The organism is Phyllobacterium sp. LjRoot231 (genome assembly GCF_964253365.1).
Lineage (GTDB): Bacteria > Pseudomonadota > Alphaproteobacteria > Rhizobiales > Rhizobiaceae > Phyllobacterium.
The window spans coordinates 3,638,411-3,662,140 of the sequence record NZ_CAXUQT020000001.1; the positions used below are offsets into that span (position 1 = coordinate 3,638,411).

The window sequence follows — 23,730 nt, forward strand, 5'->3', positions numbered from 1 at the left end:
CTTATTCTGCAGCTTCGACGCTGATGGCTTTTGACGGAAGCAGCGGAACTGAATGCATGCCCGGTCTTGGTATGCCCCCTGCCTCATCCGGCTTGTTCGGACGGAACGACCAGTGGAACGCGCGCGCCATCCAGTGGCTGACATCGTCCATGATCGTATAGAAGGACGGGACGAAAACCAGCGACAGGACGGTTGAGATCAAGAGGCCGCCAATCACCGCAATCGCCATCGGCGCGCGGAATTCACCGCCATCACCGAAAGCCATGGCTGCAGGCAGCATGCCGGCCGACATGGCGATTGTGGTCATGACAATCGGGCGGATACGCTTGCGGCCTGCGTCGATGATGGCTTCGTTTCGCGGTATGCCGTGTTTCACCTCTTCAATAGCGAAATCGACGAGCATGATAGCGTTCTTGGTTACGATACCCATCAGCATCAGAATACCGATGACGACCGCCATGGAGACCGAATTGTTGGTCAACAGCAGCGCGACCGCAACACCGGCGATCGACAGCGGCAATGACATCAAAATGGTGAAGGCGTGGAAGATACTACCGAAAAGCAGGATCAGCACGACGAAGACCAGCATCAGCCCCATGATCATCGCATCGCGGAACCCGGCAAAGACCTCGCCCATGACTTCGGCGTCGCCGGTTTCCTGAATACGCACGCCTGCTGGCATGGATTTCGCCTCGGGCAGGTTCTTGACGATGGAAAGCCCCTCGCCGATCTCCTTGCCTCCGGCCATATTGGCGCCGACAACGATGCGCCGTTCGCGGTTAAAACGCTCGATCGAGGATGGTCCCTGCCCGAAACTGATCTGGGCAATGGATTCGAGCGGCACCACGACTCCGGATGGTGTGGTTACTGTCAGCGTGCTGAGAATCGAAAGGTCGCGGCGGGATTCTTCGGTCAATTGAACGCGGATCGGTATCTGGCGATCGCCGACCGTGTATTTGGCAAGGTTCGGATCGAGATCCCCCTGCGTTGCAACACGCAACGCGTCCGACAGCGCAGTTGTGGAAATACCCAACTCGGCCAGCTTGTCCATGCGCGGCGTGACGATGATTTCCGGCCGGTCAAGTGCGGCGGTTGAAGAAACCGCCTGGAAACTGCCGGTTGCCGTCATTGCGCTCTGAAGCCGGCGCGCCTGTTCATTGACCTTGTCGCCATTGCTGCCGATAACGCCGACGGCGAATTCCCGTTCACCGCGATCATTTACGAAATTCGCCCGCAAATCAGGCACTTGCGACAGTTTGTTGAAAATATCGACTTCAATCTGCTTTTGCGTGCGTTCACGTTCGCTCTTGTGGCTGAGCTTGACGATCATCGTCGCGCGCCGGGTGTCGAGAGAGCCGGTTGGCGAGGCGCCGCCGGTTATATAGGTCTGCTGGACCTCGGGAATTTCGCGTACCAGCGATGCCGCTTCATCGGTTACCCGGCGTGTTTCATCTATTGGTGCACCGGGCGGCAGTTCAAGACTGACCGCAACGCGTGCTTCATCCTGCGGCGGCACGAAACCGGCTGGCAGAAAGCCCATGGCCCAGATGGCGATGGCAAACAGCGCCACGCCACTGATCAATGTCAGCCATCGATAACGCAATGTGACGGTGAGGAAGCGGGTATAGGCCCTTATCCAGCCGGTCTCCTGCTCGCCGTGATGCAGGCTTTTGCCATCGCGCAGAAGATAGGCGGTCATCATCGGAGTAATCAGACGCGCGACGAGCAGCGAAAAGAACACTGCGACGGCTACCGTCAGGCCGAATTGCTTGAAATATTGCCCGGCAATGCCGCTCATGAAGCTTACGGGCGCGAAGACTGCGATAATGGTCACTGAAATTGCGATAACAGCGAGACCAATTTCGTCGGCGGCCTCCAGCGAAGCCCGGTATGGCGATTTGCCCGATCGCATGTGCCGGACGATGTTTTCGATCTCGACGATCGCGTCATCCACCAGGATACCCGTCACCAGCGTGATACCGAGCAGGCTGATCAGATTGAGCGAAAATCCGAGCATGTCGATCGCCCAGAAGGTCGGGATGGCCGACAATGGCAAGGCTATGGCCGCGATCAGGGTAGCGCGGATATTGCGCAGGAACAGGAAGACCACGACGATCGACAGCAGCGCGCCTTCCACCAATGAACTCATGGCGGATTCATAATTGCCATAGGTGTAGTTCACCGAATTATCGATGATGCTGAAACGTGCGTCGGGATATTTCTGCTGCAGTTGGTCCATGCGAGCCTGTACCAGCGCGTAGACATCGGCATCGCTCGCACCCTTGGCACGGAACACGCCGAGCGATACTACCGTCTGGTTGTTCACACGCGCAAAGGACTTCGGCTCTTCATAGGCATCGGTGATCGTTCCGAGCTGATCGAGCCGCACGGAGCGCCCGCCGGCGAGCGGGATCTCCACCGCCCGCAGATCATCAAGCGTGCGCGATGCGCCAAGCGTGCGGATCGTCTGCTGGGTGGTGCCGAGATCGCCGCGGCCACCGGTCAGATCGGCATTCATGGATTTCAGTGCACGATTGACATCAGCAGCGGTTACGCCGAGCGCGGTCAATCGATCGGGATCCAGCGCAACACGGATTTCACGCGTCACACCGCCATAGCGCTCGACACGGCCAACGCCCTTGAGGCCCTGGATATCGCGGAGGATCTTGTCGTCGACGAACCAGGAAAGCTCTTCCGACGTCATGGTCGGCGCCGAGACGCCATAAGTCAGAATTGCAGAACCCTCCACGTCGACCGAATTGATGATCGGTTCCTTGATCGTTGCGGGAAGGTCATCGCGGATACGCGAAACTGCGTCCTTGACGTCGTTCAGCGCCTTTTGGGTATCGACTTCGAGCCGGAATTCCACGAGCGTCGTCGAATTGCCTTCGGTCAAATTGGTCGTGACGTTCTTGACGCCGGTGATATTCGCCACCGAATCCTCGACCCGCTTGGCGATCTGTGTTTCGAGTTCTGTCGGCGCCGCGCCCGGATCCGTGACCGAGACCGAGATCAAAGGCACATCGATATTGGGAAAGCGCGTGATAGGCAGCTTGGCAAAGGCCATCAGGCCAAGCACCACCAGCACGACAAAGAGCAGGATCGACGGGACCGGGTTGCGGATGGACCAAGCGGAAATGTTCCAGTTCATTTGATCGCCCCCGTCGCCTCATCAGTCACCCGCATAGGCGTGACGCGGTCACCATTAGCAACGAACGTCCCGGCGCGAGCCACGACATCTTCGCCCTCCACCAGGCCTTGCAGCACCTCGACAGCACGATCACTGCGAATGCCAAGCTCAACCTTGCGGCTTTCGATCACACCATTCTTGACCACCTGCACGAGCGCTGAAGAGCCATGGTAGACCACGGCGGAAAGCGGAACGCTGACGCCTTCACGGCGGGTCAACTCGATCACCGCGCGGGCAAAGTTGCCGGGCCGGATCGATTCATTCCTGTCGAGCGCGATCTTGACCGAGCCCAGACGCGAGCTTGCAGTAATCTCCGGCGATATGAGCCGCACACGGCCGGCAACAGGCTCATCCATGCCCGACACTCGGACCGAAACAGGCATGTTTTCTTTCAGGCGCGGCAGATCGACTTCAGGAATATTGGCCGCCAACTCGAAATCACGATCACGGGCGATACGGAACAAAGGGCCGGCATTGAAAGAGACGATTCCACCGAGAAGTGCATTGCGGCTCAAGACAACACCGCTTGCGGGCGCCCTCACATCGGCTTTTTCGAGTCGCAGCAGGACATCGCGTTTTTGCGCAGCAACGAGCTGCAGTTGCGACTTGGTGGCTGCCAGAGCCTGCCGAGCCGTGTTGAGACGAGCATTGGCGCTGTCATGCGCATTGGTGGCGTTATCCAACTCCATTTTGGAGTTAATGCCCTTCTGCGACAGAGCCCGCGCTCGCTCCAGCGCTTCCTGAGCTTGGCGGACAGCAATTTCCGCGTCGACGATCTGCGCCTCGGATTGAGCAATGGACGCATCTGCCTGGGCGCGTTGCGCTTCGATCTGAGCCAGCTGGATTTCGAGCGAGGATTTATCGAGGCGCGCGAGGATATCACCCTCTTTCACCACGTCGCCCTGATCGGCATTGAGCTCGAGAACGAGCAGCCCCGCGACATCAGTGCCGACTGCCACTTCCTGACGGGGCACAATCGTACCGGTAACGGTGAGCGTTGCGACCATTTCATTGATGCCGGCAGGAGTGACGTTGATGACCGGCGGCTTGGCTTCCTGGATTGCTGCCGCCGCTCTCTCTTCGGCAAGTCCGCTGGTGGTCATGGACGATGAGAGGCCCAAGGCGAGAGCCAGGGAGATCAGGACTTTTTTGCTGTTATGGCTCATTGGAAAACCCGGGGTGAGAGCAATATTCATTTGTTTGTGGGGCGCAGCAAGCCGACGGCGAGCGCACGGAACACCGGTTCCAGCGCCTCAAGCGGTACGCCTTGCGCGGGAAAATTACGCATTATGATCCCCTCGCCCATGGCAGCCAGTGACGCCACCGCGAGATCCAGATCGGTGACAGGATCGATCTCGCCGCGTTCCTTCGCTGCAGAAAACGCTGCTAGAAGCTCTTCGCGCATCAGACCTTCGTGAAGTTCACAAATGGCGGCAACGCTTTCGTTCCGCATGGCTTCGGCGCGCACCTCGACGAAAAGACGGGCGCTGGAATCGCGTGGTCCGGGTCCGGTATCGTTCATCGACATCTTTTGCACGTGATCGAGGCCGACCTGCGTGATGGCATCAACGATATTGTCGGACTGTGACATTCGTTCGAGAATTTCTGCGCTCTGCTGGCGATGAGTCGCGGCAATCTTCTCTATGATTGCTTCTTTCGAAGGGAAATAACGATAGAGCGCCCCCGGGCTCATACCTGCTTCCGAGCAGATCTCATTCATGGACGCGCCACGAAAACCTGAGCGGATGAAACAATTCATCGCGGCGGTGAGGATGCGTTCTTCCTGCGCCTCGCGATTGCGCGCGCGCTTGCCGAAGAGCTTGGCGACGAAACAACGGGGTGCGTCGTCCGCGTCATCGTCGGAAATGTTCGCTGCCTGCTTTGGCAGGGCCTGATCAACCATAGAACACCAAATAAAGAGAGAACGTTCTCTCTCATTTACAATGGTGACAAGGAAAGATCAATACGAGAATGATCATTCTCGTTTCATTTTAGCCGAAAAGTTTCAGGCGGAAGATGCCAGGCGGTGAAGACCTCGAGTGATTTCATCGGCCTTCTTGCGCACCTGCGCGACATCGTGGGCAGACTGCATGCTCAGCCAGTGATCCGCCGTACCGCCGATGACATATTCCAATCGCAACGCCATTTCTGCGGATATCGCACTCTGTCCGGATAGAACGCGGTAAAGCTGTGATCTGGTAACACCCAAAGCCTGCGCAACAGCGCTGACAGGAAGTTTCAAGGCGTCGATATCGTTCTTAAGGAGGGCACCGGGATGAGGCGGGTTTTTCATAGCCATTATCATGACCTCCTAATGGTAGTCTTCAAAGTCGACATCGAAGGCATTTCCGTCGGACATCGAGAAGGTAATGCGCCAGTTTGCTCTCACAGTCACCGTCCACTGACCTTGGCGATTGCCCTTCAAAGGATGCAGTTTCAGCGATGGCCTATCCATGTCTTGCGTTGTGCCTGCCGAATCGAGTGCCGCTAGAATGGACGCAATCCGCGGTACCATACCTTGCGGTAGACGGCTGGCATCGTCCTGCTCATACAGGCGTTTCAGCGCGCGACTACGGAACGATTTGATCATAGGATTGTCTCATGTCGCGCGACAATAGACAACCCGGATCATTCACGATAGAGAACTTAAGTAGCAGACCAAAGCCTCAGGAAAACTTGCCGGACCGCGGGAAGCCCTTCGGTACCATGCGCCCGGCAGTCGCGCGCGGGCCAGTCCACTCCAGCAATTCGAGCTTTCCCCGGGTGAAGGTACGGCCAGAAGCGTCCTGCCATGTCAGCCCCTGCTCCATCGCAAAGACGCGAATGTCAGAGACACCGCCGTCTTTATAGCGCTGCAGGCGTACGCCCTTGCCCCGGCCAAGCTCGGGAATTTCGGTAAGCGGAAACACCAGCATCTTGCGGTTTTCGCCAACGATCGCAACACTATCGCCGGTGATCGGGATGCAGTGACGCGCTTCATCAGGCGCCTTGACGTTCATGACCTGCTTGCCCTTGCGCGTATTGGCGATCACCTCGGCCTCAGGCACGAGGAAGCCATTGCCGACATGTGACGAGAGCAGCAGTTTGCGCTCCGGATTGTGCACGAAGGCCGTGACGATGTCCTGATTGTTCTCCATATCAACGATGATCCGGATCGGCTCGCCATGGCCACGTCCGCCCGGCAGGCTGTTGGCGCCGATCGTGTAGAACTTGCCGCCCGTCGTCAGGACGAGGATGCGGTCCGTGGTCTCGGCGTGGAAGGCGAGCTTGAGCTTGTCGCCTTCTTTGAAGGTCAGTGTCGAGAAGTCGGCCAGATGCCCCTTCATGGCGCGCAGCCAACCCTTTTCCGAGACGACCACCGTAACCGGCTCCTTCTCGATCATGGCGTGGTGCATGTCGGTCAGGTCGTGTTGCGGGGCATCGGCGAAGGTCGTGCGACGCTTGCCGAGCAGCGTATCCGCGCCGTACTTTTTCTGCATTTCGGCGATCTGCCAGGAAATCGTCTGCCACTGTTTGGCTTCCGATCCGAGCAGTTCCTCGATCTGCTTCTTTTCACCTGTCAGACCGTCGAATTCCTTGCGGATCTCGAATTCCTCAAGCTTGCGCAAGGAGCGCAGGCGCATGTTGAGGATGGCTTCAGCTTGATTATCGGTGAGTTCGAAGCGGCGGATCATTTCCTGCTTCGGCTCATCTTCTTCGCGGATGATGCGGATGACCTCATCGATATTGAGGTACGCAATAAGCATGCCGCCGAGGATTTCCAGCCGGCGCTCGATCTCGCCAAGGCGATGGCGCGAACGGCGGATCAGCACGTCCTTGCGATGTTCGAGCCATTGCTGCAGCACGTCCCGCAGCGACAGGACGTTCGGTACCTTGCCGTTGGAAAGCACGTTCATGTTCAATGGAAAGCGCGTCTCGAGCTCGGTGAGCTTGAAGAGGGATTCCATCAGGATGTCAGGATTGACGCTGCGGCTCTTCGGCTCCAGCACGAGGCGTACGTCTTCAGTAGATTCGTCGCGTACGTCGTCGAGCAACGGCAGCTTCTTGGCGATCAGCAGTTCGGCAATCTTTTCGATAAGCCGTGATTTCTGCACCTGATAGGGAATCTCGGTAATGATGATATTCCACGTGCCGCGTCCCTGGTCTTCGACTTGCCAGCGCGCGCGCAGGCGGAAACCGCCGCGACCGGTCTTGTAGGCATCGAGAATGGCATCCGGCGTCTCGACCATGATGCCGCCGGTCGGGAAATCCGGACCGCGAACCTTCGTCTTCAGCGGGTCCTCATCCTCGGCCTGCGACATCAGTTCTTCGACCGTGGCGTCCGGATGCTTGATCAGGTGCAGCGCGGCAGCACAGAGCTCCGAGACATTATGCGGCGGGATCGAGGTTGCCATGCCGACGGCAATGCCGGAAGAGCCGTTGGCGAGCAGGTTCGGAAAAGCACCCGGAAGAACGATCGGTTCCTCGTCTTCCTCGTTATAGGTCGGGCGGAAATCGACGGCGTCCTCAGTAATGCCTTCGAGCAGCAGCATGGCGACATCGGTCATCCGCGCTTCGGTGTAACGCATCGCCGCGGGATTATCGCCATCGATATTGCCGAAATTTCCCTGCCCGTCGACAACCGGATAACGTACCGCGAAATCCTGCGACAGCCGCACCAGCGCGTCATAGATCGACTGGTCGCCATGCGGGTGGAATTTACCCATAACCTCGCCAACGATACGCGCACATTTTGCATAGGACTGATCGGGCGAGAGACGCAGCAGGCGCATGGCATGCATGATGCGGCGATGAACCGGCTTCAACCCGTCGCGCACATCCGGCAGGGCGCGATGCATGATCGTTGAAAGCGCATAGGCAAGATAGCGCTCTTCCAGCGCTGCCTTCAGATCGACCGGTTCTACATTATCATCGCCATTGTCTGGCGGAATCAGGCTTTTTCCCATGTCAATGGACTATCAAGTCACGGAATCCCGGGCAAGCAATGATTCGCCAAGATCACAGCAGTTAACCGCTCGATTGCACAAGGCTTGCTTCCTCAACTCAAATCTGACTTTGTAGCGCCAAAATTACAATTATTGCCCTTTGATTGGCGCCTGTCACAGTTTTGCCGCTCCTGATGCAATAGTTTCGAATGTTGAAAACAATAGGGATCGAAACATGCCTCCAATCCACCTTGTGAAGTCGGGCTTGCGCCTTTTGGCTGCAACCTCTGCTCTCGTCGTCGTATTTGCCGGTTCGGCCTATGCGGTCGACGGTAATGCCGTGGCCGCTCGATTGAAGGCAGTCTATGCCCAACAGGGCGGCACGATCGAGTACAGCAATGTCGAAACCCACGATTCTACGGTGATCCTCCAGGACACGAAAGTGTCTACTACCGGCATCAAGGAAGCCTTCAAGGTCGGCGACATCACGCTCAGCGATGTCAGTGACGTATCGGGCGGCGGATTCAAGATCGGCACGCTGGCAATGCCGGATATCAATTACAGTCCGGAAGGTGAACCCGACAGCAAGATAAGTGTCGAGGGCATCAAGATGGAGGGCATCTCGCTTCCGGCCGAGGGCGCGACCGAGCCACTGGCGAAAATTCTCCAGTACGAGAAAGCCGAGGTTAGGCACATCACCGTCAACGCCAAAGGCAAGGACGTTTTCGCGGCCGACGGATTGACGGCAACGATTTCGCCGCTAACCGAAACGTCGCCCGTTGCGTTCACGACCAACGTCGCAAGCTTCAAGGCGGACCTTTCCGATGTCCAGGACCCAAAGACCAAGGACACACTCAAAGCGCTAGGCTACGAGACCATTTCGGGGAAAATCGACATCAATGGCACATGGAACGTGCCCGATGGCCGTCTTAATCTCGAGAAGATGGACTTCATTGCGGACAATGCCGGAACGCTGGGCCTGAAACTCGATATTTCCGGCTACACCCTTGATTTCATCAAAGGCCTGCAGGAAGCCACCAAGAACATGGATAACAAGCCGGACGATGCCAAGGGCATGGCAATGCTCGGGCTTATGCAACAGTTAATCTTTACCGGCGCTTCCATCCGCTTCGACGATGCCTCGGTTACCTACAAGGCGCTGGATTATGTTGCCAAGCAGCAGGGCGCAAAGCGTAGCGACCTGATCGGTCAAGCCAAGATGATCATTCCAATGGCGGCGGCGCAGCTTGGCAATGCCGAATTTGCCCAGGCACTCGGAACGGCAGTCGGCACCTATCTCGATGATCCGAAAACCATCGAGGTCAAGGCCGCTCCGGCAAAACCGGTTCCCTTTGCGATTATCGCCGCAGGCGGCATGGCCGACCCAAAGTCGCTGATCAAGACGCTCGGCGTGACGGTCAATGCCAACCAGTGATCGAAACTGATCAAATAAAAAGCCCGGCAGCGATGCCGGGCTTTTTATTTGTCTGGAGTCGGTTAGAGGAGATTTTTAAATCTCTTTCTTCACCGGATTGAGCCGGATATTCAACTCGCGAAGCTGGGCCTGCGACACTTCCGACGGGGCGTTCATCAGCAGATCATGCGCCTGCTGATTCATCGGGAACATTGTGATCTCGCGCAGGTTCTTTGCGCCGACGAGCAGCATAACGATACGATCGATGCCGGCCGCCATGCCGCCATGTGGAGGCGCGCCGTACTGGAACGCGCGGTAGAGGGCACCGAAGTCCTCTTCCACGGTTTCGCGAGAATGACCGACAGCCTCAAACGCCTTGACCATGGTTTCCGGCAAATGGTTGCGGATACCGCCCGAGGCAATCTCGAAGCCGTTGCAGACCAAATCGTACTGGAAAGCCTTGATCGTCAGCGGATCCTGGTTTTCCAGCGCATCCATGCCACCCTGCGGCATGGAGAATGGATTGTGGGCGAAATCGATCTTCTTCTCGTCTTCCAGCCATTCGAAGAACGGGAAATCGACGATCCAGCACAGATTGAACTGGTCGCGGTCGACAAGGTTCAACTCTTCACCGGCGCGTGTGCGGGCGCTACCCGCAAAGGACACGAACTTCTTGGGATCGCCGGCAACGAAGAACGCCGCGTCGCCGTCGTCAAGGCCGAGCTGAATGCGCAGCGCTTCGGTGCGTTCCGGCCCGATATTCTTGGCAAGCGGCCCTGCCCCTTCGAGGTTTTCACCTTCCTTGCGCCAGAAGATATAGCCGAGACCAGGCTGGCCTTCACCTTGCGCCCAGGAATTCATGCGGTCGCAGAAGGCGCGTGAGCCGCCGGTCTTGGCCGGAATCGCCCAAACTTCCACCTTCGGATCGTTGGCGATCATGTTGGCGAAAACCTTGAAGCCGGAGCCGGCGAAGTGCTCGGTCACCGCCTGCATCTCGATCGGGTTGCGCAGGTCTGGCTTATCCGAACCATATTTGCGCATGGCGTCATCATAGGCGATGCGCGGGAATTCCTGCGTGACCGGCTTGCCGTCGGCGAAATCCTCAAAAACGCCGCGCAATACGGGTTCCATGGTCGAAAGCACATCGTTCTGCTCGACGAAGCTCATCTCGATATCGAGCTGGTAGAATTCGCCCGGAAGACGATCGGCGCGCGGGTCTTCATCGCGGAAACACGGCGCGATCTGGAAGTAACGATCGAAACCGGACATCATGATCAGCTGCTTGTACTGCTGCGGCGCCTGCGGCAGCGCGTAGAACTTGCCGGGATGGATACGGCTCGGCACGAGGAAGTCGCGCGCACCTTCGGGCGACGACGCGGTCAGGATCGGCGTCGAAAACTCAGTGAAGCCGATATCGGTCATGCGCCGGCGCATGGCGGCTATGATCTTGGTGCGCGACATGATGTTCCTGTGCAGCGTATCGCGGCGCAGGTCGAGGAAGCGGTATTTCAGGCGGATGTCTTCCGGATAGTCGAGCTCGCCGAAAACCGGCAAGGGCAGTTCCTTGGCAGCGGACAAAACCTCGATTTCTCGGGCAAAAACCTCGATTTCGCCAGTTGGCATGTTGGGATTGATCGTGTCATCGGTGCGGGCCTTCACTTCGCCGTCAACCCGGATAACCCATTCACTGCGCACGGTTTCTGCCAGTTTGAAGGCGGGCGAATCCGGGCTGGCGACGATCTGCGTCAGACCGTAATGATCGCGGATGTCGATGAAGAGAATGCCGCCATGGTCGCGGACGCGGTGGACCCAGCCTGAAAGTCGAACAGTCGAACCAACGTCCGATTTACGCAAGGCGGCGCAGGTATGGCTGCGGTAACGGTGCATGATAAGTGCCTCTGATATGGGATGGACAAGCGTGGAAAGTCCCGCAAGCGGTCCAGGAATTTGGGCGGACAAGCGCATTTTGAGGGTGATTTGTCAAGATCAGGATTGGGGCAGAGACAAACGCTCATCCATTCGGTATAGAAATTTCATGACCATGATTACAACCACTGATCAGCTTGAACAGGCTGTTGCCGCCCTTTCACAATCCGACTTCGTGACCGTCGATACGGAATTTATCCGGGAGACCACGTTCTGGCCGGAGCTATGCGTTATCCAGCTGGCGTCGCCCAACCATACGGCAATTGTCGACGCCTTGGCCCCGGGCCTTGATCTTGCTGCGTTTTTCAAGCTCATGGCCAATGAAAAGATCGTCAAGGTTTTCCACGCCGCGCGGCAGGACATCGAAATCATCTTCCATCTCGGCAATCTGATCCCGCATCCCGTCTTCGACACCCAGGTTGCGGCGATGGTCTGCGGTTTTGGTGATGCAATCGCCTACGACCAGTTGGTGCAACGGATCGTTGGCGCGCAGATCGATAAATCATCGCGATTCACCGACTGGCGCAGACGTCCGCTCTCGGAAAAGCAACTGGACTATGCACTGGCGGACGTGACCCATCTGCGCGACATCTACCTGCATCTGAAGAACAGCCTCGAAGAGGAGGGCCGTACGGAGTGGGTCCTTGACGAGATGAAGATCCTCACCGCGCGCGAGACCTATGACATGCATCCGGACGATGCGTGGAAGCGGCTGAAGATGCGGCTGCGCAAGCCGGTGGAACTCGCCGTCCTGCGCAGTGTCGCCGCCTGGCGTGAGCGGGAAGCGCGCGAACGCAATGTGCCGCGCGGCCGGGTCATCAAGGACGATGCGATCTACGAGATCGCGCAGCAGCAGCCGCGCGATGCGGAAGCGATGTCGCGTTTGCGAACGATTCCAAAGGGTTGGGAGCGTTCCAGCATGGCAGTAGGCTTGCTCAATGCGGTCAATCTGGCGCTCGACCTGCCCAAGGAAGACATGCCACGCCTGCCGAAATCGGTACAGTCGCCCGAAGGGGCTGGCGCTGCGGCGGAGCTTCTCAAGGTGCTGTTGCGGCTCGTCACCGAGGAGCATGGTGTCGCCGCCAAGGTCGTCGCGACCTCCGACGAGATCGACAGAATCGCGGCTGAAGGCGATGCGGATGACATTCCGGCGCTGCAGGGCTGGCGTCGCGAAGTCTTCGGCGAGAAGGCGCTGCAGCTCATCAATGGCGAGCTTTGCCTCAAATTCGAGAACAAGAAAATCCGCGCTGTGGAGTGGCCTGTCGAGGAAGATTCAATCGCGAACACCAAAATTTCTACTGGAGATTGAAATTCTTGCGCCAGATTCGATGATTCTTGCATAGGAATCGACCATCCTTGAGTAGGAATCGCAAATTCTTGTGCGATTTCTGTCTCGGATCGAAACAGGCTTGCTCGAAACTTATAGTTCGGTCTTGATCGAAGCATCGAGAGAAAATTTACTGCATTGATGTGCGTGGTTCGACAAGCTCACCATGAGGGAGGAGGATTGATTGCAGTGATAGTCGCTAAGGTTGCAGCTCTCGGCTCTTGCAACCCACTCACTCCCTCATGGTGAGCTTGTCGAACCACGCACAAGATCATTGCAGCAAAATTAAGCAAACCATCATGACCCCTTCGACGACCCCTGCCCCGATACTCGCAAAAGAAATCGCCCTCCTCGCCGTCCTCGCGACGCTTTGGGGTGCGTCCTATACCTTTATCAAGATCGGCGTCGAAACCATCCCGCCAATCACTTTCATCGCGGCGCGGACTTTGATTGCCGGCGGGCTGCTTCTAGCGATCATCAAAATGCGTGGATTGTCCCTGCCAAGAGACCCGGCCATCTGGAAGCGGTTCCTGATTCAGGCCTGCATCAACAGCGTCATACCATTTACGTTAATCGCCTGGGCAGAGCTGACGGTGAATGCCGGGCTCGCGACCATCCTCAATTCGACTACCCCGATCTTCGCCTTCCTGCTGACGGTTCTGATCACGCGTCATGAAACGGTAACGGCGCGCAAGCTGTTTGGCGTTGTCGCCGGGGTTGTCGGCATCAGCCTGATTATCGGGCTCGAAGCATTCAACGGCCTGGGCAAGGAACTGGTATCGCAATTGGCGATTGTGGTCGCCACGATCTCCTATGCCGCCGCGGCAATCTTCGGACGAGGCTTCAAGGGGCTCGATCCGATGATGCCGGCTGCGGGCTCGCTCCTCTGCGGCGCGGTGCTGCTCATTCCGGTCAGCCTCGTCGTCGACCAGCCCTGGACCATCGCTCCATCGGCGCATTCGATCCTTGCCCTGCTTGGCCTGTCGATCTTCTCGACGGCGCTGGCCTTCGTGATCTACTTCCGGCTTATCCACACGCTGGGTTCGGTCAGTACTACATCGCAAGCTTATTTACGCGTACCCATCGGCGTCGGCATAGGCGTGCTCTTCCTTGGCGAAGGCCTGAACTCGACCGCATGGATCGGTCTCATCTGCGTCATTGCGGGCGTCGCCGCCATGACGTTGCCGTCGCGCCGGAAAGCAGTTGCCGCAGCAGTTTGAATGGATATAGCTCCAGATAAGTTGAATAAAGCGCCTAGCGGCGCGGTACGGCACGAACGGCCCCCGCTCGAATGGCTCCTGCAGCTTCTGCGGCGATGCGGGACATGAACTTTCGCGTAAAGATGCCAAGAGGTTGAGAGTCCTGAAGTGCAAACGATGTCGTCAGATCATCGGTGTTGAATTCATCGACGATAACCCATGCAGGCGTTTAAAGCTTGGCACGTCGAGCTTCAGTTTCCGGAATTTCTATGGCATGCGCATCTGGCCGGGGCAATTGGCTGGTGATCGGAAAAAGGAGCGGCGTCTGCTTCCCGCCCTTGCCTGCTATAATTAACATGACGCAAGTGTGGCGTGATTTCCGCCCGCTTTCCTCGCCGCGATCATATTCTCGCGCCCAGAGATAGGAATAAAGAATGACTTGGCCATGGAGGGTCTCAGTCATTCGATCGATCGCCCTCATGAGCAACCGCATCGAGACCTGACAAGAAGGAGTCGCGTTCCTCTGTCGTCAAATCGTCCGACCGGAACGCCCGTTGAGAACTTGCGCTTTTGAGGCGGTCAAATTGGTCGGCGGTCATGAGCACGAATTTTCGCTTGCCGCGCTTGGTGATATCAACTGGCCCGTTGAACGCGGCCTCCACCACTTCACCCGATTTGTTCCCAAGATCTGTTAACGTAAAACGTGCCATGACAGCTTTTCCTGAATTACTGTTTTAGCTAATTTAGCTGTTTTATGTAATTCAGCCGTTTTAGCTAAAATCGTCAATTGGCCTACGCCTTCACAGCGTCCAGCAAGCTCTGCACGCCTGAGGTCAGATAGGCGGTGTCGACGCCAAGAGGAATATAAGTATAGCCCAGACCGACGAAGCGCTTTGCCAGCGCCGGAGTCGCAGCATATATGCCGCAGAGCTTGCCTGCAGCCTTCGTCTTCGCGGCAATCTGCGTCAACGGCTCGATGATGGCTTCGGAAGCTGCATCCACCTCCTGCCCGTTGCTCCAGGCTATGGAGAAATCCGACGGGCCGACGAACACGCCGTCTATACCGTCAACCGCCAATATGCCGTCCAGAGCAACATAGGCGGCGCGGGTCTCGATCATGGCGAAGGCAAGCGTCGACTCGTTGACCTCACGCAGATAGCCGCCGGAACCGCCCGCGCCATAGCTGTCAGGGCGGCCGCGCAACTGGCCCCAGGAGCGTTCGCCGAGCGGCGGATATTTCATCGCGGCGGCAAAGAGCCGTGCATCCTCGACCGAATTGATCATCGGCGCGACGACGCCTTCGACGCCGAAATCCAAGGCGCGGCTCGCCATATCGAAGCGCCCGACCGGAATGCGTACCAGCGCATGTTTTTGGGCGCTGCGCAGGATGCCGGTGAGCGCTGCGACGCTTGCTGAATCGTGCGGGCCATGCTGCATGTCGAAAAGCACGGCATCGAGCGGCGTGCGTGCGAGCGCCTCCATGGCAAACGGATCGGTCAGATGCGACCAGCCCGAATAGATGGTTTCGCCGGATTTCAGACGCGATGCGAGCGACATGGGGGATTCCTCGTGTGGTGATTTGGGGGAGTATGGGAAACGTGGATGGCGATGGTCAAGGGGCGGGACCAGAAACGCGGCAGGTACTTTCAGGTGTCATAATCAGCATGCTCAACGAGCCGCTCAAACAAACACCTCAGTTCCCCGCATCCCACGAATCGCGAGGAACGTTGCGGACGTTACAGGATCAGTCTGATCCCTTCGCGCCTAAGGCAATACTGCACTGCACCAAAATAAAAAATAGCAATAGTTGCAATACGTTGGCATGCCCTCCCCGTTGAAACACGACGTCTTGCCTACGCCAATTTTTCCGCGGTGCGTCGATTATTCCGGCGATTTGATGTAAGAAGAGCGGATTCGATCATCCGCCGAACAATCAGCTCACGGTCATAATGACAGGTTCCAGAAATGCAGATGAGGTTCTTCTAAACCTTGTGTCGTCACAGGACGACAGCCTGGTCCTGATCGCGCTGTATGACCACGACGATATCCTTCGCTACGCCAACAAGAGCTGGCGCGCGGCCTTCCATCTGGCGCCGGGGGAGCAGCCGGGTTGGGGCGATCTGATGCGGCGCAACTACCATGCGGGGCTCGGGACTGTGCTCACCACGCGCAATTTCGACGATTGGCTTGTCTCGACCCAGTCGCGCCGCGGAAAGGTGCCGTTCCGCGCCTTCGAGACGGATCTCGTCGACGGCCGCTGGCTATGGATGACGGAAACGGTCCAGCAGGACGGCTGGATGCTCTGCATCGCCAGCGATATCACGCCATTGCGCACGGACGATCGCCGGCTGCGGCAGGATCGGGATCTTGCCTTGCGGGCTTCGCAGACGGACGAGCTGACCGGCGTTGCCAACCGGCGTTTCATCATGACCAAGCTCGAGGAACTGGCGGGCCGGGAATTGCCGCCGGACGAGAGGATGAAGGGCTGCGTGGCGGTTCTCGATATCGACAATTTCAAGACGATCAACGACCGCTACGGGCATCAGTCGGGCGACCAGGTTCTGCTCGATTTCGCCAGGCACACCCATTCGTTCGTCAGGCGGTTCGATTGTTTCGGCCGGATCGGCGGCGAAGAATTCATGCTGATCCTGCCGGATACGGAGCTCAACGCAGGCATTCATATGCTCGAACGCGTGATGGAACGCATCCGGACGACACGGCCGCTGACGGTTCTTCCGGATTTCGCCTACACCTGTTCGGTGGGCATTACGGCAGTACGCATGGGAGACAGCGCGCAGGACCTTTTTGCCCGCGCCGACCTTGCGCTTTATGAAGCCAAGCTTGGAGGGCGAAACCGCATCGGCGTGATATAGATGCGAAAGCCAGCCATGCAGGGCACAAAACGCGAAAAGCGCGTGACATTCACGCGCTTCTCCAAATTGATGCAGCGGTCGTAAAACGTTATGTACCGTCGCTTTAAGAACCTTCGATCTGGCGGATGGCCTCGATCATCATTTCTTCCATGGTGCGGCGGATGCGATGGTCGGATTTGTCGACGCCGGCCGCATCGAAATCAGCGCGGATCTTGCGAAAGACGTCATCGTCGCCAGCTTCGACAAAATCGGCCTTGATGACTTCCTTCACATAAGCATCGGCCTCTTCGCCGGTCTTGCCGAGCTTTTCCGCCGCCCAAAGGCCGAGAAGCTTGTTGCGGCGGGCTTCCGCCCTGAAACGCACTTCTGCGTCATGCGCATACTTGTTTTCAAAGGCGTTTTTGCGATCTTCCATTGTCATCCTCTGCTTTGCTCCCGCAAATTATTTGATCAATTGTGTATTACAACAGGCTCTTGGGCGTTTTTCAGGCGATACTCGATGTTTTTTCGTTTCCTGAGTTCCATATAATGGTTCTGCGCAAAATCGGAAGTCTCAATTGAACTTCATTGGCTTAAGCTGGATCACATTGTTCATATAATCCATAAAACGGGGGAGCTCCATAAAGGATCATTGTAGAATGCTTGCTTTTGCGATAGTTAGCGCGCCAACATGACGGCCAAGACCCAAGGCCGACCGATAACTCCAATACCAGAGAATCCGCAATGAACCGTCGCCGCCGTGTCTACGAAGGCAAAGCAAAGATCCTTTACGAAGGACCAGAACCGGGCACGCTCGTCCAGCACTTCAAAGACGATACAACTGTGCTTCACCCCAAGAAAACGGAAGTGATCGACGGCAAGGGCGTCCTCAACAACCGCATTTCCGAATATATCTTCAGCCAGCTCAACCGCATGGGTATCCCGACGCATTTCATCCGTCGCCTCAACATGCGCGAGCAGCTGATCAAGGAAGTCGAGATTATCCCGCTGCAGGTGGTCGTGCGCAATATCGCCGCCGGCTCGCTGGCAAAGCGCCTCGGTATCGAGGAAGGTACTGTGCTGCCACGCTCGATCATCGAGTTCTACTACAAGAACGACGAACTCGACGATCCGATGGTCTCGGAAGAGCACATCACGGCGTTTGGCTGGGCTGCACCGCAGGAAATCGACGACATCATGGCGCTGGCCATCCGCATCAACGACTTTTTGAGCGGACTGTTTCTTGGCGTCGGCATCCAGCTCGTCGATTTCAAGATCGAATGCGGCCGGCTTTACGAAGGCGAAATGATGCGCATCGTCCTTGCCGACGAGTTCTCGCCGGATAGTGCCCGGCTTTGGGACGCGCAGACGAGCGAGAAGATGGACAAGGACCGGTTCCGCCGCGATATGGGCGGGCTGATCGAGGCCTATCAGGAAGTCGCGCGCCGTCTCGGCATCATGAATGAAAACGAACCGACGCGGCCTGCGGGGCCGGTATTGGTCAAATAGCACCGGAGAAGACAGATCGATGAAGGCACGTGTCACTGTAACCTTGAAGAATGGCGTTCTTGACCCGCAGGGCAAGGCGATCGTCGGCGCGCTGGGCAGCCTCGGTTTCGAGGGTGTCGGTTCGGTTCGCCAGGGCAAGGTTTTCGATGTCGAACTCGATACGAGCGACAAGGCAAAGGCCGAGGCGAACCTCAAGGCGATGTGCGAAAAGCTCCTCGCCAATACCGTGATTGAAGATTATAGTTTTGCTATTGATTGACGATTCCGGAGATTTCGATGGAAACCATTACAAACCAAAAACTTTATGAGGAGTTATTGAAGCTCGACAAGCGATTTCAAAAGAATCTTGATGACCTGCAAGACCTCGTCTCCTTCATGAAGGAGACGAACAAGGAACTTGCGGCAGGGCAAGCAAAGAACGATGCCTTGAAGAGAGAGCTGTTTGGAAATCGCTTCGACAGCTCGGGTGCAATTAATGTCTGAAGCGGCGCAGGATTTTATTCACGAGCTTTTGCGTCGATTTCACCAGCGAGTTGATAAGGCCGACACGGGAATTCGCGACTTGCGAAACGAGACGAGTTCGCTTCGTCTGTTGATCCAGGCCGGCCAGAGTGACATTACCAACATTTACACAATGATGCATCAGCTCGACGAGCGTCTCGAACGTATCGAAAATCGTCTCGAACTTAGAGAGCTCGCAGAAGCACAAGCAAGGTTTGAACCGCACCCATGAAATCAGCAGTTGTACTCCTTCCCGGCCTCAACCGCGACCGCGACATGATTGCGGCGCTGACAAAGATTTCCGGTGTTGCACCGCATACGGTGTGGCAGACGGACACGGAAATTCCCGATGTCGATCTGATCGTCATCCCCGGCGGCTTTTCCTATGGCGATTACCTGCGCTGTGGCGCCATCGCCGCGCGCATGCCGGTGATGGAAGCGATCCGCGAAAAGGCCAACAAAGGCGTCATGGTGATGGGCGTGTGCAATGGTTTCCAGATCCTGGTGGAAGCCGGCCTCCTGCCCGGCGCGCTGATGCGCAACGCCTCGCTCAAATTCGTCTGCCGCCAGGTGAAGCTTGAAATCACCAACGCCAATACGCCGTTCACTCGCGGCTATTCGCACGGGCAGATCATCCAGTGCCCTGTCGCGCATCATGACGGCAATTACTTTGCCGATGCAGAGACACTGGCGCGCATCGAGGGCGATGGCCAGGTGGTGTTCCGTTATGCGGAAGGCACCAATCCGAACGGCTCGATGAACGATATCGCCGGTATCATCAACAAGAACGGCAATGTGCTGGGGTTGATGCCGCATCCGGAAAACCTCATCGAAGCGGCCCACGGCGGTACGGACGGCCGCGCGCTGTTCACAGGCGTGCTGGGGATCGCCGCCTGAGGTCATCCTTCTTGCGTGATGACAGAAGCCCTCGGGTCGTGTGACCCGAAGGACCCTATTGCATTTTAGCCAACAACCATCTTCAGGTTCTTGCCCGTCAGCCTTGCCAGTTGCTGCAGGCGGCCTTCCGGGACGTCGCCGATGAGATCGGCCTTGCTCTTGTCGACCACGAGGTCGAGCCCTTCAGCCGTTGTCTTCCAGGAAAGTTTCGGGACAACCCCTGCCATCGAAGCGGAAAACGGATAGGTGATCCGCATGATCGCCGCGAGAATCCTCGAATATTCGAGCAGTCGCGGACTGGCGATGGCCGCGAGTTCGGGATCCGCCACGCTGTTGGTAATGCCTTCGTGCCGGAAGAAATTGGCAAGTGCGATATAAGCGCGGCCGGGATGATCGATGCCGACAAAGGCAGCATTCGAGATCATGTTCAAGGCCTGTGAGCCGCGATAATCCGGATGCGCCCGCCAGCTGATATCCGCAACGAGGCAAGCCGCACGGCGATAGCGCTTTTCGTCTTCGGTTTCATCATAGCCAAGCGCTGCAAAAGCGTCGCCGGTCCAATCGGCGAGTTCGCGCGCATAGGCCGGCGAACGGGCCCGCAGCACAGCCAATTCGTCCGCCGCAGAGATCAGCGGATCCTCCAGCTGCTCGCTTTCCGGCAGCAGCGAATAAAGGAAACCTTCACGCACGCCGAGCGCGGAGAACACGACTTTCGAGGGCCGCATCAGCTTGATGGTTTCGAGAAGCGCGATAGCGCCATAGGACAAGAGCGCCCGGCGGTTTTTCGAAACATCCTCGATGCCGCGCATGTAGTCGAGATAGCCGGCGGCAACAAGCTTCAGGAAGCGCTGCGCTTCCTCGAAGGGAATTTCATAATGGTGCATGACATGGAGCGGGTAGTGCGTCGCGCTCATATGCAGCTTGGCAAGATTTCGCCAGGTGCCGCCGACCGCATAAAAAGTCCGGCCTCTGCCATTGGCGAGAAGTTTTGCCGTCGACAAATGTTTCCTGGCGATGCTGACCGCTTCGGTCAGATCGCCATCCGACATATCCTGCAGGCGCAGGCCACCCAGAGGCAGCGTGATGCCGTCACCGATCTGGCGACCCTTCACGTCGACCAGTTCGAGACTGCCGCCGCCAAGGTCGCCGGCGATGCCATCGGGATCGTGAAAACCGGAGATGATACCGAGCGCCGAATAATAAGCCTCTTCCCTGCCCGACAGAACTTTGATCGGCTCCTTGAGCAGCGCCTCGGCTTCCTTGATGAACTGCGAACCGTTTTCCGCCTCGCGTGCCGCGGCCGTCGCCAGGACATCGAGTGAGACTGCTCCAGCCTGATCAGCGAGCGCGCGGAAGCGGCGCAGGGCGCGAAGAGCACTTTGTACTGCCTTTGCGTTCAGCTTTTTGGTCTTTACCAGCCCCTTGCCAAGGCCGCACAATATCTTTTCATTGAACAGAACCGTCGGGGACCGGTTTACGCCTTCATACACCACCAAACGTACAGAATTCGAACCGATATCAATGACAGCAGCCGGTTGACGCCCCTGCACGCGTCCTTGTGCAGCCGATATCATGCAGCCTTATTTCTCTTTGACCGCTTGCGATGCGCAATCAATCGGGGTGCTGAAGACTTCAGCGACTTGCCACGGCCTGAAAGGCTGGGATTTGTCATGAAATATTCCTGTGCGTTAAAAGCCTCTTCCCCGTCAGCCGGGGCGATCCGGCGCGACGTTCCGTCTGCTAGTAACTCGTAACTCTGCTGATTGTCGAGGAGGTTCGCCAACATAATCTGTGAAAGAACCTGTTGGTGCACAGTTGGATTGGTGATCGGAACCAGAGTTTCGACGCGACGATCGAGATTACGGGTCATCATGTCGGCCGAGCCGAAATAAACCAGCGCCCTATCCGACGGTAGCGGTTCGCCATTGCCGAAGCAGAAAATACGGCTGTGTTCGAGGAACCGTCCAACGATGGATTTCGCCCTTATGTTATCGGAAAGGCCCGGAACCTGCGGACGCAGACAGCAAATACCACGCACGACGAGATCGATGTCCACCCCGTGCTGGCTAGCTTCATAGAGCGCGTCAATGATTTCTGCATCGACCAGGGAGTTCATTTTCATCCAGATCGATGCCGGACGGCCGGCCTTGGCGTGGGCGATTTCCTCGGCAATATGCTGCATGATGCGCGGACGCAACGTGATCGGCGAAACGGCAATGCCCATCTCGCCGGAAGGTGGCGTGTAGCCGGTGATGTAGTTGAAAATCTGAGCCACATCGCGGCCGATCGAAGGCTCACATGTGAAGAACGACAGGTCGGTATAAATCTTCGCGGTGATGGGGTGATAATTGCCGGTCCCGAGATGCACATAGCTGCGCAGCTTGTTTTCCTCACGCCGCACGATCAGCGACATCTTGGCGTGGGTTTTCAATTCGATAAAGCCGAAAACCACCTGTACACCGGCGCGCTCCATGTCGCGGGCCCAACGAATATTGGCTTCCTCGTCGAAGCGGGCCTTGAGTTCGATGAGCGCCGTCACCGACTTGCCGGCGTCTGCGGCATCAATCAGCGCACGCACGATCGGACTGTCGTTCGAGGTGCGGTAGAGGGTCTGCTTGATGGCCACCACGTCGGGATCGGCCGCAGCCTGGCGCAGGAACTGGACAACTACGTCGAAGGATTCGTAGGGGTGGTGAACGATGATGTCCTTTTCGCGAATCGCAGCAAAGCAATCGCCGCCATGTTCGCGGACGCGTTCCGGAAAACGCGGATTATAGGGCACGAATTTCAAATCCGCGCGCGGAATGCTGACGATTTCCGAAATCATGTTGAGTGCCAACAATCCGCCAAGAACGCTGATGCGGTTGTCGGGAACACCGAGCTCGGTCGCGACGAAGGTGCGGAGCGATTCCGGCATTTCATCATCGAACTCGATGCGGATAACCTGACCGCGACGCCGGCGCTTCAGTGCGGTTTCGAACAGACGGACCAGATCCTCGGCTTCTTCCTCGACCTCGATATCACTGTCGCGGATGATGCGGAAAGTGCCGGCGCCCTTGACTTCGTAGCCGGGGAACAGTCGCCCGGTGAACAGACTGATCGCATCCTCCAGTGTGAGGAAACGGAAACGTCCGCTGTCATCGGGAATCTGGATGAAGCGCTTCAGCGCTTGCGGCAGGCGAAGCAGCGCCGTCATCGGACGATTGTCAGTGCTCCGGTTGAGAAGCATGGCGATGGTGAAGCCGAGATTGGGAATGAACGGAAACGGATGGGCTGGATCGATGGCGAGCGGCGTCAGAACCGGATAGATGGTTTCGAGGAAGTGATCTTCCAGCCAGGACTGCTCAGTCTTGGTCAACCTGTCCGGACGAACGATCTCGATGTTTTCCTTGAGCATTTCGGCTCGCAAATCATCGAGCCTCAGCTGCTGGGCAATCTGAAGTTTTCCGACTTCGTCGAGAACGAATTCGAGCTGTTCCTGGGCGGTGCGCCCATCATCGCTGCGGTCGGAAACACCGGCTCGCACCTGTCCGGCAAGACCGGCGATGCGCACCATGAAGAATTCATCGAGATTGGCCGCGGAGATGGAGAGAAAGCGCAAGCGTTCAAGCAATGGCTGATGCGTGTTCTCGGCTTCTTCCAGCACACGGCGGTTGAACTGCAGCCATGAGAACTCACGATTGACGAAACGATCGACACTTGTGTGCAGGTCCGGCAGATCGACTTTTTCCACAGGCTCCGGAATTGCGGGCGATTGTTCGTTCATTGTCATTCTCCAATCATAGGCATTTGCCAATCCATCCTGATGGCTACCCGATGCGATTTTCTGCGCCTACCAAAGCTCATGAACCCAAAAGTCCCACTGCGCTCCGGGTTTCAACAATCACATCAGTTGCCCCATCAGGCTGAATTCTCAAAAGCCTCTCAAAACTTCCGTGAAGTACGGACTTAAAAGCACACCATAGAGAAGTCTTTTGACAGTTTGATAGC

22 protein-coding genes are annotated in these 23,730 nt (G+C 57.2%); 9 read left to right on the forward strand and 13 right to left on the reverse strand.

Translation table 11 applies throughout. The annotated features are described in order from the left end of the window. Position 1 precedes the first annotated feature (1 nt). The 6 genes from ACSQ3H_RS18120 to parC form a co-directional block, all read right to left on the reverse strand. Complete coding sequence (locus ACSQ3H_RS18120) at positions 2-3,151, reverse strand: efflux RND transporter permease subunit (RefSeq protein WP_436118312.1); 3,150 nt, start codon at positions 3,149-3,151, stop codon at positions 2-4. Continuing rightward, a complete protein-coding gene (locus ACSQ3H_RS18125) occupies positions 3,148-4,356 on the reverse strand; it encodes an efflux RND transporter periplasmic adaptor subunit (protein WP_436118313.1) in 1,209 nt (402 codons plus the stop codon). The genes ACSQ3H_RS18120 and ACSQ3H_RS18125 overlap by 4 nt, the downstream gene beginning before the upstream one ends. Before the next feature lie 26 nt (positions 4,357-4,382). Next, entirely contained in the window at positions 4,383-5,093 is a 711-nt protein-coding gene (locus ACSQ3H_RS18130; protein WP_436118314.1) for a TetR/AcrR family transcriptional regulator, read from the reverse strand. A gap of 102 nt (positions 5,094-5,195) precedes the next feature. After that, positions 5,196-5,489, reverse strand: coding sequence for a HigA family addiction module antitoxin (locus ACSQ3H_RS18135; protein WP_436118315.1), 294 nt, complete (start codon positions 5,487-5,489; stop codon positions 5,196-5,198). Between the two features lie 12 nt (positions 5,490-5,501). Continuing rightward, positions 5,502-5,780 (reverse strand): type II toxin-antitoxin system RelE/ParE family toxin, encoded by a 279-nt coding sequence (locus ACSQ3H_RS18140; RefSeq protein WP_436118316.1) that lies wholly within the window; start codon positions 5,778-5,780, stop codon positions 5,502-5,504. A gap of 76 nt (positions 5,781-5,856) precedes the next feature. Further along, the gene (gene parC, locus ACSQ3H_RS18145; RefSeq protein ID WP_436118317.1) at positions 5,857-8,136 is read right to left on the reverse strand and encodes a DNA topoisomerase IV subunit A; all 2,280 of its coding nucleotides are present in this window, start codon (positions 8,134-8,136) and stop codon (positions 5,857-5,859) included. Positions 8,137-8,350: 214 nt separating this feature from the next. Here parC and ACSQ3H_RS18150 point away from each other — a divergent pair, with 214 nt between their 5' ends. Beyond that, positions 8,351-9,550: a hypothetical protein gene (locus ACSQ3H_RS18150; RefSeq protein WP_436118318.1), complete on the forward strand. Its 1,200-nt coding sequence runs from the start codon at positions 8,351-8,353 to the stop codon at positions 9,548-9,550. A 75-nt stretch (positions 9,551-9,625) separates the two neighbouring features. Here ACSQ3H_RS18150 and aspS read toward each other — a convergent pair whose 3' ends face one another. Then, positions 9,626-11,416: an aspartate--tRNA ligase gene (gene aspS / locus ACSQ3H_RS18155; protein WP_436118319.1), complete on the reverse strand. Its 1,791-nt coding sequence runs from the start codon at positions 11,414-11,416 to the stop codon at positions 9,626-9,628. A 148-nt stretch (positions 11,417-11,564) separates the two neighbouring features. Here aspS and rnd point away from each other — a divergent pair, with 148 nt between their 5' ends. Both rnd and ACSQ3H_RS18165 read left to right on the forward strand, forming a co-directional pair. Next, the gene (gene rnd / locus ACSQ3H_RS18160; RefSeq protein WP_436118320.1) at positions 11,565-12,764 is read left to right on the forward strand and encodes a ribonuclease D; all 1,200 of its coding nucleotides are present in this window, start codon (positions 11,565-11,567) and stop codon (positions 12,762-12,764) included. A 317-nt stretch (positions 12,765-13,081) separates the two neighbouring features. Further along, positions 13,082-14,002, forward strand: coding sequence for a DMT family transporter (locus ACSQ3H_RS18165; RefSeq protein ID WP_436118321.1), 921 nt, complete (start codon positions 13,082-13,084; stop codon positions 14,000-14,002). A gap of 208 nt (positions 14,003-14,210) precedes the next feature. On the opposite strand, the gene ACSQ3H_RS18170 is transcribed toward ACSQ3H_RS18165, so the two are convergent. The 3 genes from ACSQ3H_RS18170 to ACSQ3H_RS18180 all read right to left on the reverse strand — a co-directional run bounded on the left by ACSQ3H_RS18170 (position 14,211) and on the right by ACSQ3H_RS18180 (position 15,538). Then, positions 14,211-14,444, reverse strand: coding sequence for a hypothetical protein (locus ACSQ3H_RS18170; RefSeq protein WP_436118322.1), 234 nt, complete (start codon positions 14,442-14,444; stop codon positions 14,211-14,213). Then, entirely contained in the window at positions 14,437-14,691 is a 255-nt protein-coding gene (locus ACSQ3H_RS18175; RefSeq protein WP_436118323.1) for a type II toxin-antitoxin system Phd/YefM family antitoxin, read from the reverse strand. The genes ACSQ3H_RS18170 and ACSQ3H_RS18175 overlap by 8 nt, the downstream gene beginning before the upstream one ends. Positions 14,692-14,773: 82 nt before the next feature. Beyond that, the gene (locus tag ACSQ3H_RS18180) at positions 14,774-15,538 is read right to left on the reverse strand and encodes an HpcH/HpaI aldolase family protein (RefSeq protein WP_436118324.1); all 765 of its coding nucleotides are present in this window, start codon (positions 15,536-15,538) and stop codon (positions 14,774-14,776) included. Between the two features lie 392 nt (positions 15,539-15,930). Here ACSQ3H_RS18180 and ACSQ3H_RS18185 point away from each other — a divergent pair, with 392 nt between their 5' ends. Continuing rightward, complete coding sequence (locus tag ACSQ3H_RS18185) at positions 15,931-16,854, forward strand: GGDEF domain-containing protein (protein ID WP_436118325.1); 924 nt, start codon at positions 15,931-15,933, stop codon at positions 16,852-16,854. A 103-nt stretch (positions 16,855-16,957) separates the two neighbouring features. Here ACSQ3H_RS18185 and ACSQ3H_RS18190 read toward each other — a convergent pair whose 3' ends face one another. Next, positions 16,958-17,275: a DUF1476 domain-containing protein gene (locus ACSQ3H_RS18190; RefSeq protein WP_436118326.1), complete on the reverse strand. Its 318-nt coding sequence runs from the start codon at positions 17,273-17,275 to the stop codon at positions 16,958-16,960. Positions 17,276-17,577: 302 nt separating this feature from the next. On the opposite strand from ACSQ3H_RS18190, the gene purC reads away from it, so the two are divergent. From purC to purQ, 5 genes are read left to right on the forward strand one after another with little or no spacing between them, the layout of a single operon-like run. Next, complete coding sequence (gene purC / locus ACSQ3H_RS18195) at positions 17,578-18,342, forward strand: phosphoribosylaminoimidazolesuccinocarboxamide synthase (RefSeq protein WP_106716989.1); 765 nt, start codon at positions 17,578-17,580, stop codon at positions 18,340-18,342. 19 nt (positions 18,343-18,361) lie between these two features. Then, the gene (gene purS, locus ACSQ3H_RS18200; protein ID WP_106716990.1) at positions 18,362-18,601 is read left to right on the forward strand and encodes a phosphoribosylformylglycinamidine synthase subunit PurS; all 240 of its coding nucleotides are present in this window, start codon (positions 18,362-18,364) and stop codon (positions 18,599-18,601) included. 17 nt (positions 18,602-18,618) lie between these two features. Next, positions 18,619-18,825, forward strand: a complete 207-nt coding sequence (locus tag ACSQ3H_RS18205) for a hypothetical protein (RefSeq protein ID WP_436118327.1) — start codon at positions 18,619-18,621, stop codon at positions 18,823-18,825. After that, positions 18,818-19,075, forward strand: coding sequence for a hypothetical protein (locus ACSQ3H_RS18210; RefSeq protein WP_436118328.1), 258 nt, complete (start codon positions 18,818-18,820; stop codon positions 19,073-19,075). The genes ACSQ3H_RS18205 and ACSQ3H_RS18210 overlap by 8 nt, the downstream gene beginning before the upstream one ends. Next, positions 19,072-19,740 (forward strand): phosphoribosylformylglycinamidine synthase subunit PurQ, encoded by a 669-nt coding sequence (gene purQ / locus ACSQ3H_RS18215; RefSeq protein ID WP_436118329.1) that lies wholly within the window; start codon positions 19,072-19,074, stop codon positions 19,738-19,740. Before ACSQ3H_RS18210 ends, purQ begins: the two co-directional genes overlap by 4 nt. A gap of 65 nt (positions 19,741-19,805) precedes the next feature. On the opposite strand, the gene ppx is transcribed toward purQ, so the two are convergent. Together ppx and ACSQ3H_RS18225 are read right to left on the reverse strand one after the other, a co-directional pair. Beyond that, positions 19,806-21,314, reverse strand: a complete 1,509-nt coding sequence (ppx, locus tag ACSQ3H_RS18220) for an exopolyphosphatase (protein WP_436118330.1) — start codon at positions 21,312-21,314, stop codon at positions 19,806-19,808. Continuing rightward, positions 21,311-23,506 carry an RNA degradosome polyphosphate kinase gene (locus ACSQ3H_RS18225; protein WP_436118331.1) on the reverse strand — a complete coding sequence of 732 codons (2,196 nt, stop codon included), beginning with the start codon at positions 23,504-23,506 and terminating at the stop codon, positions 21,311-21,313. The genes ppx and ACSQ3H_RS18225 overlap by 4 nt, the downstream gene beginning before the upstream one ends. Positions 23,507-23,730: the final 224 nt, after the last annotated feature.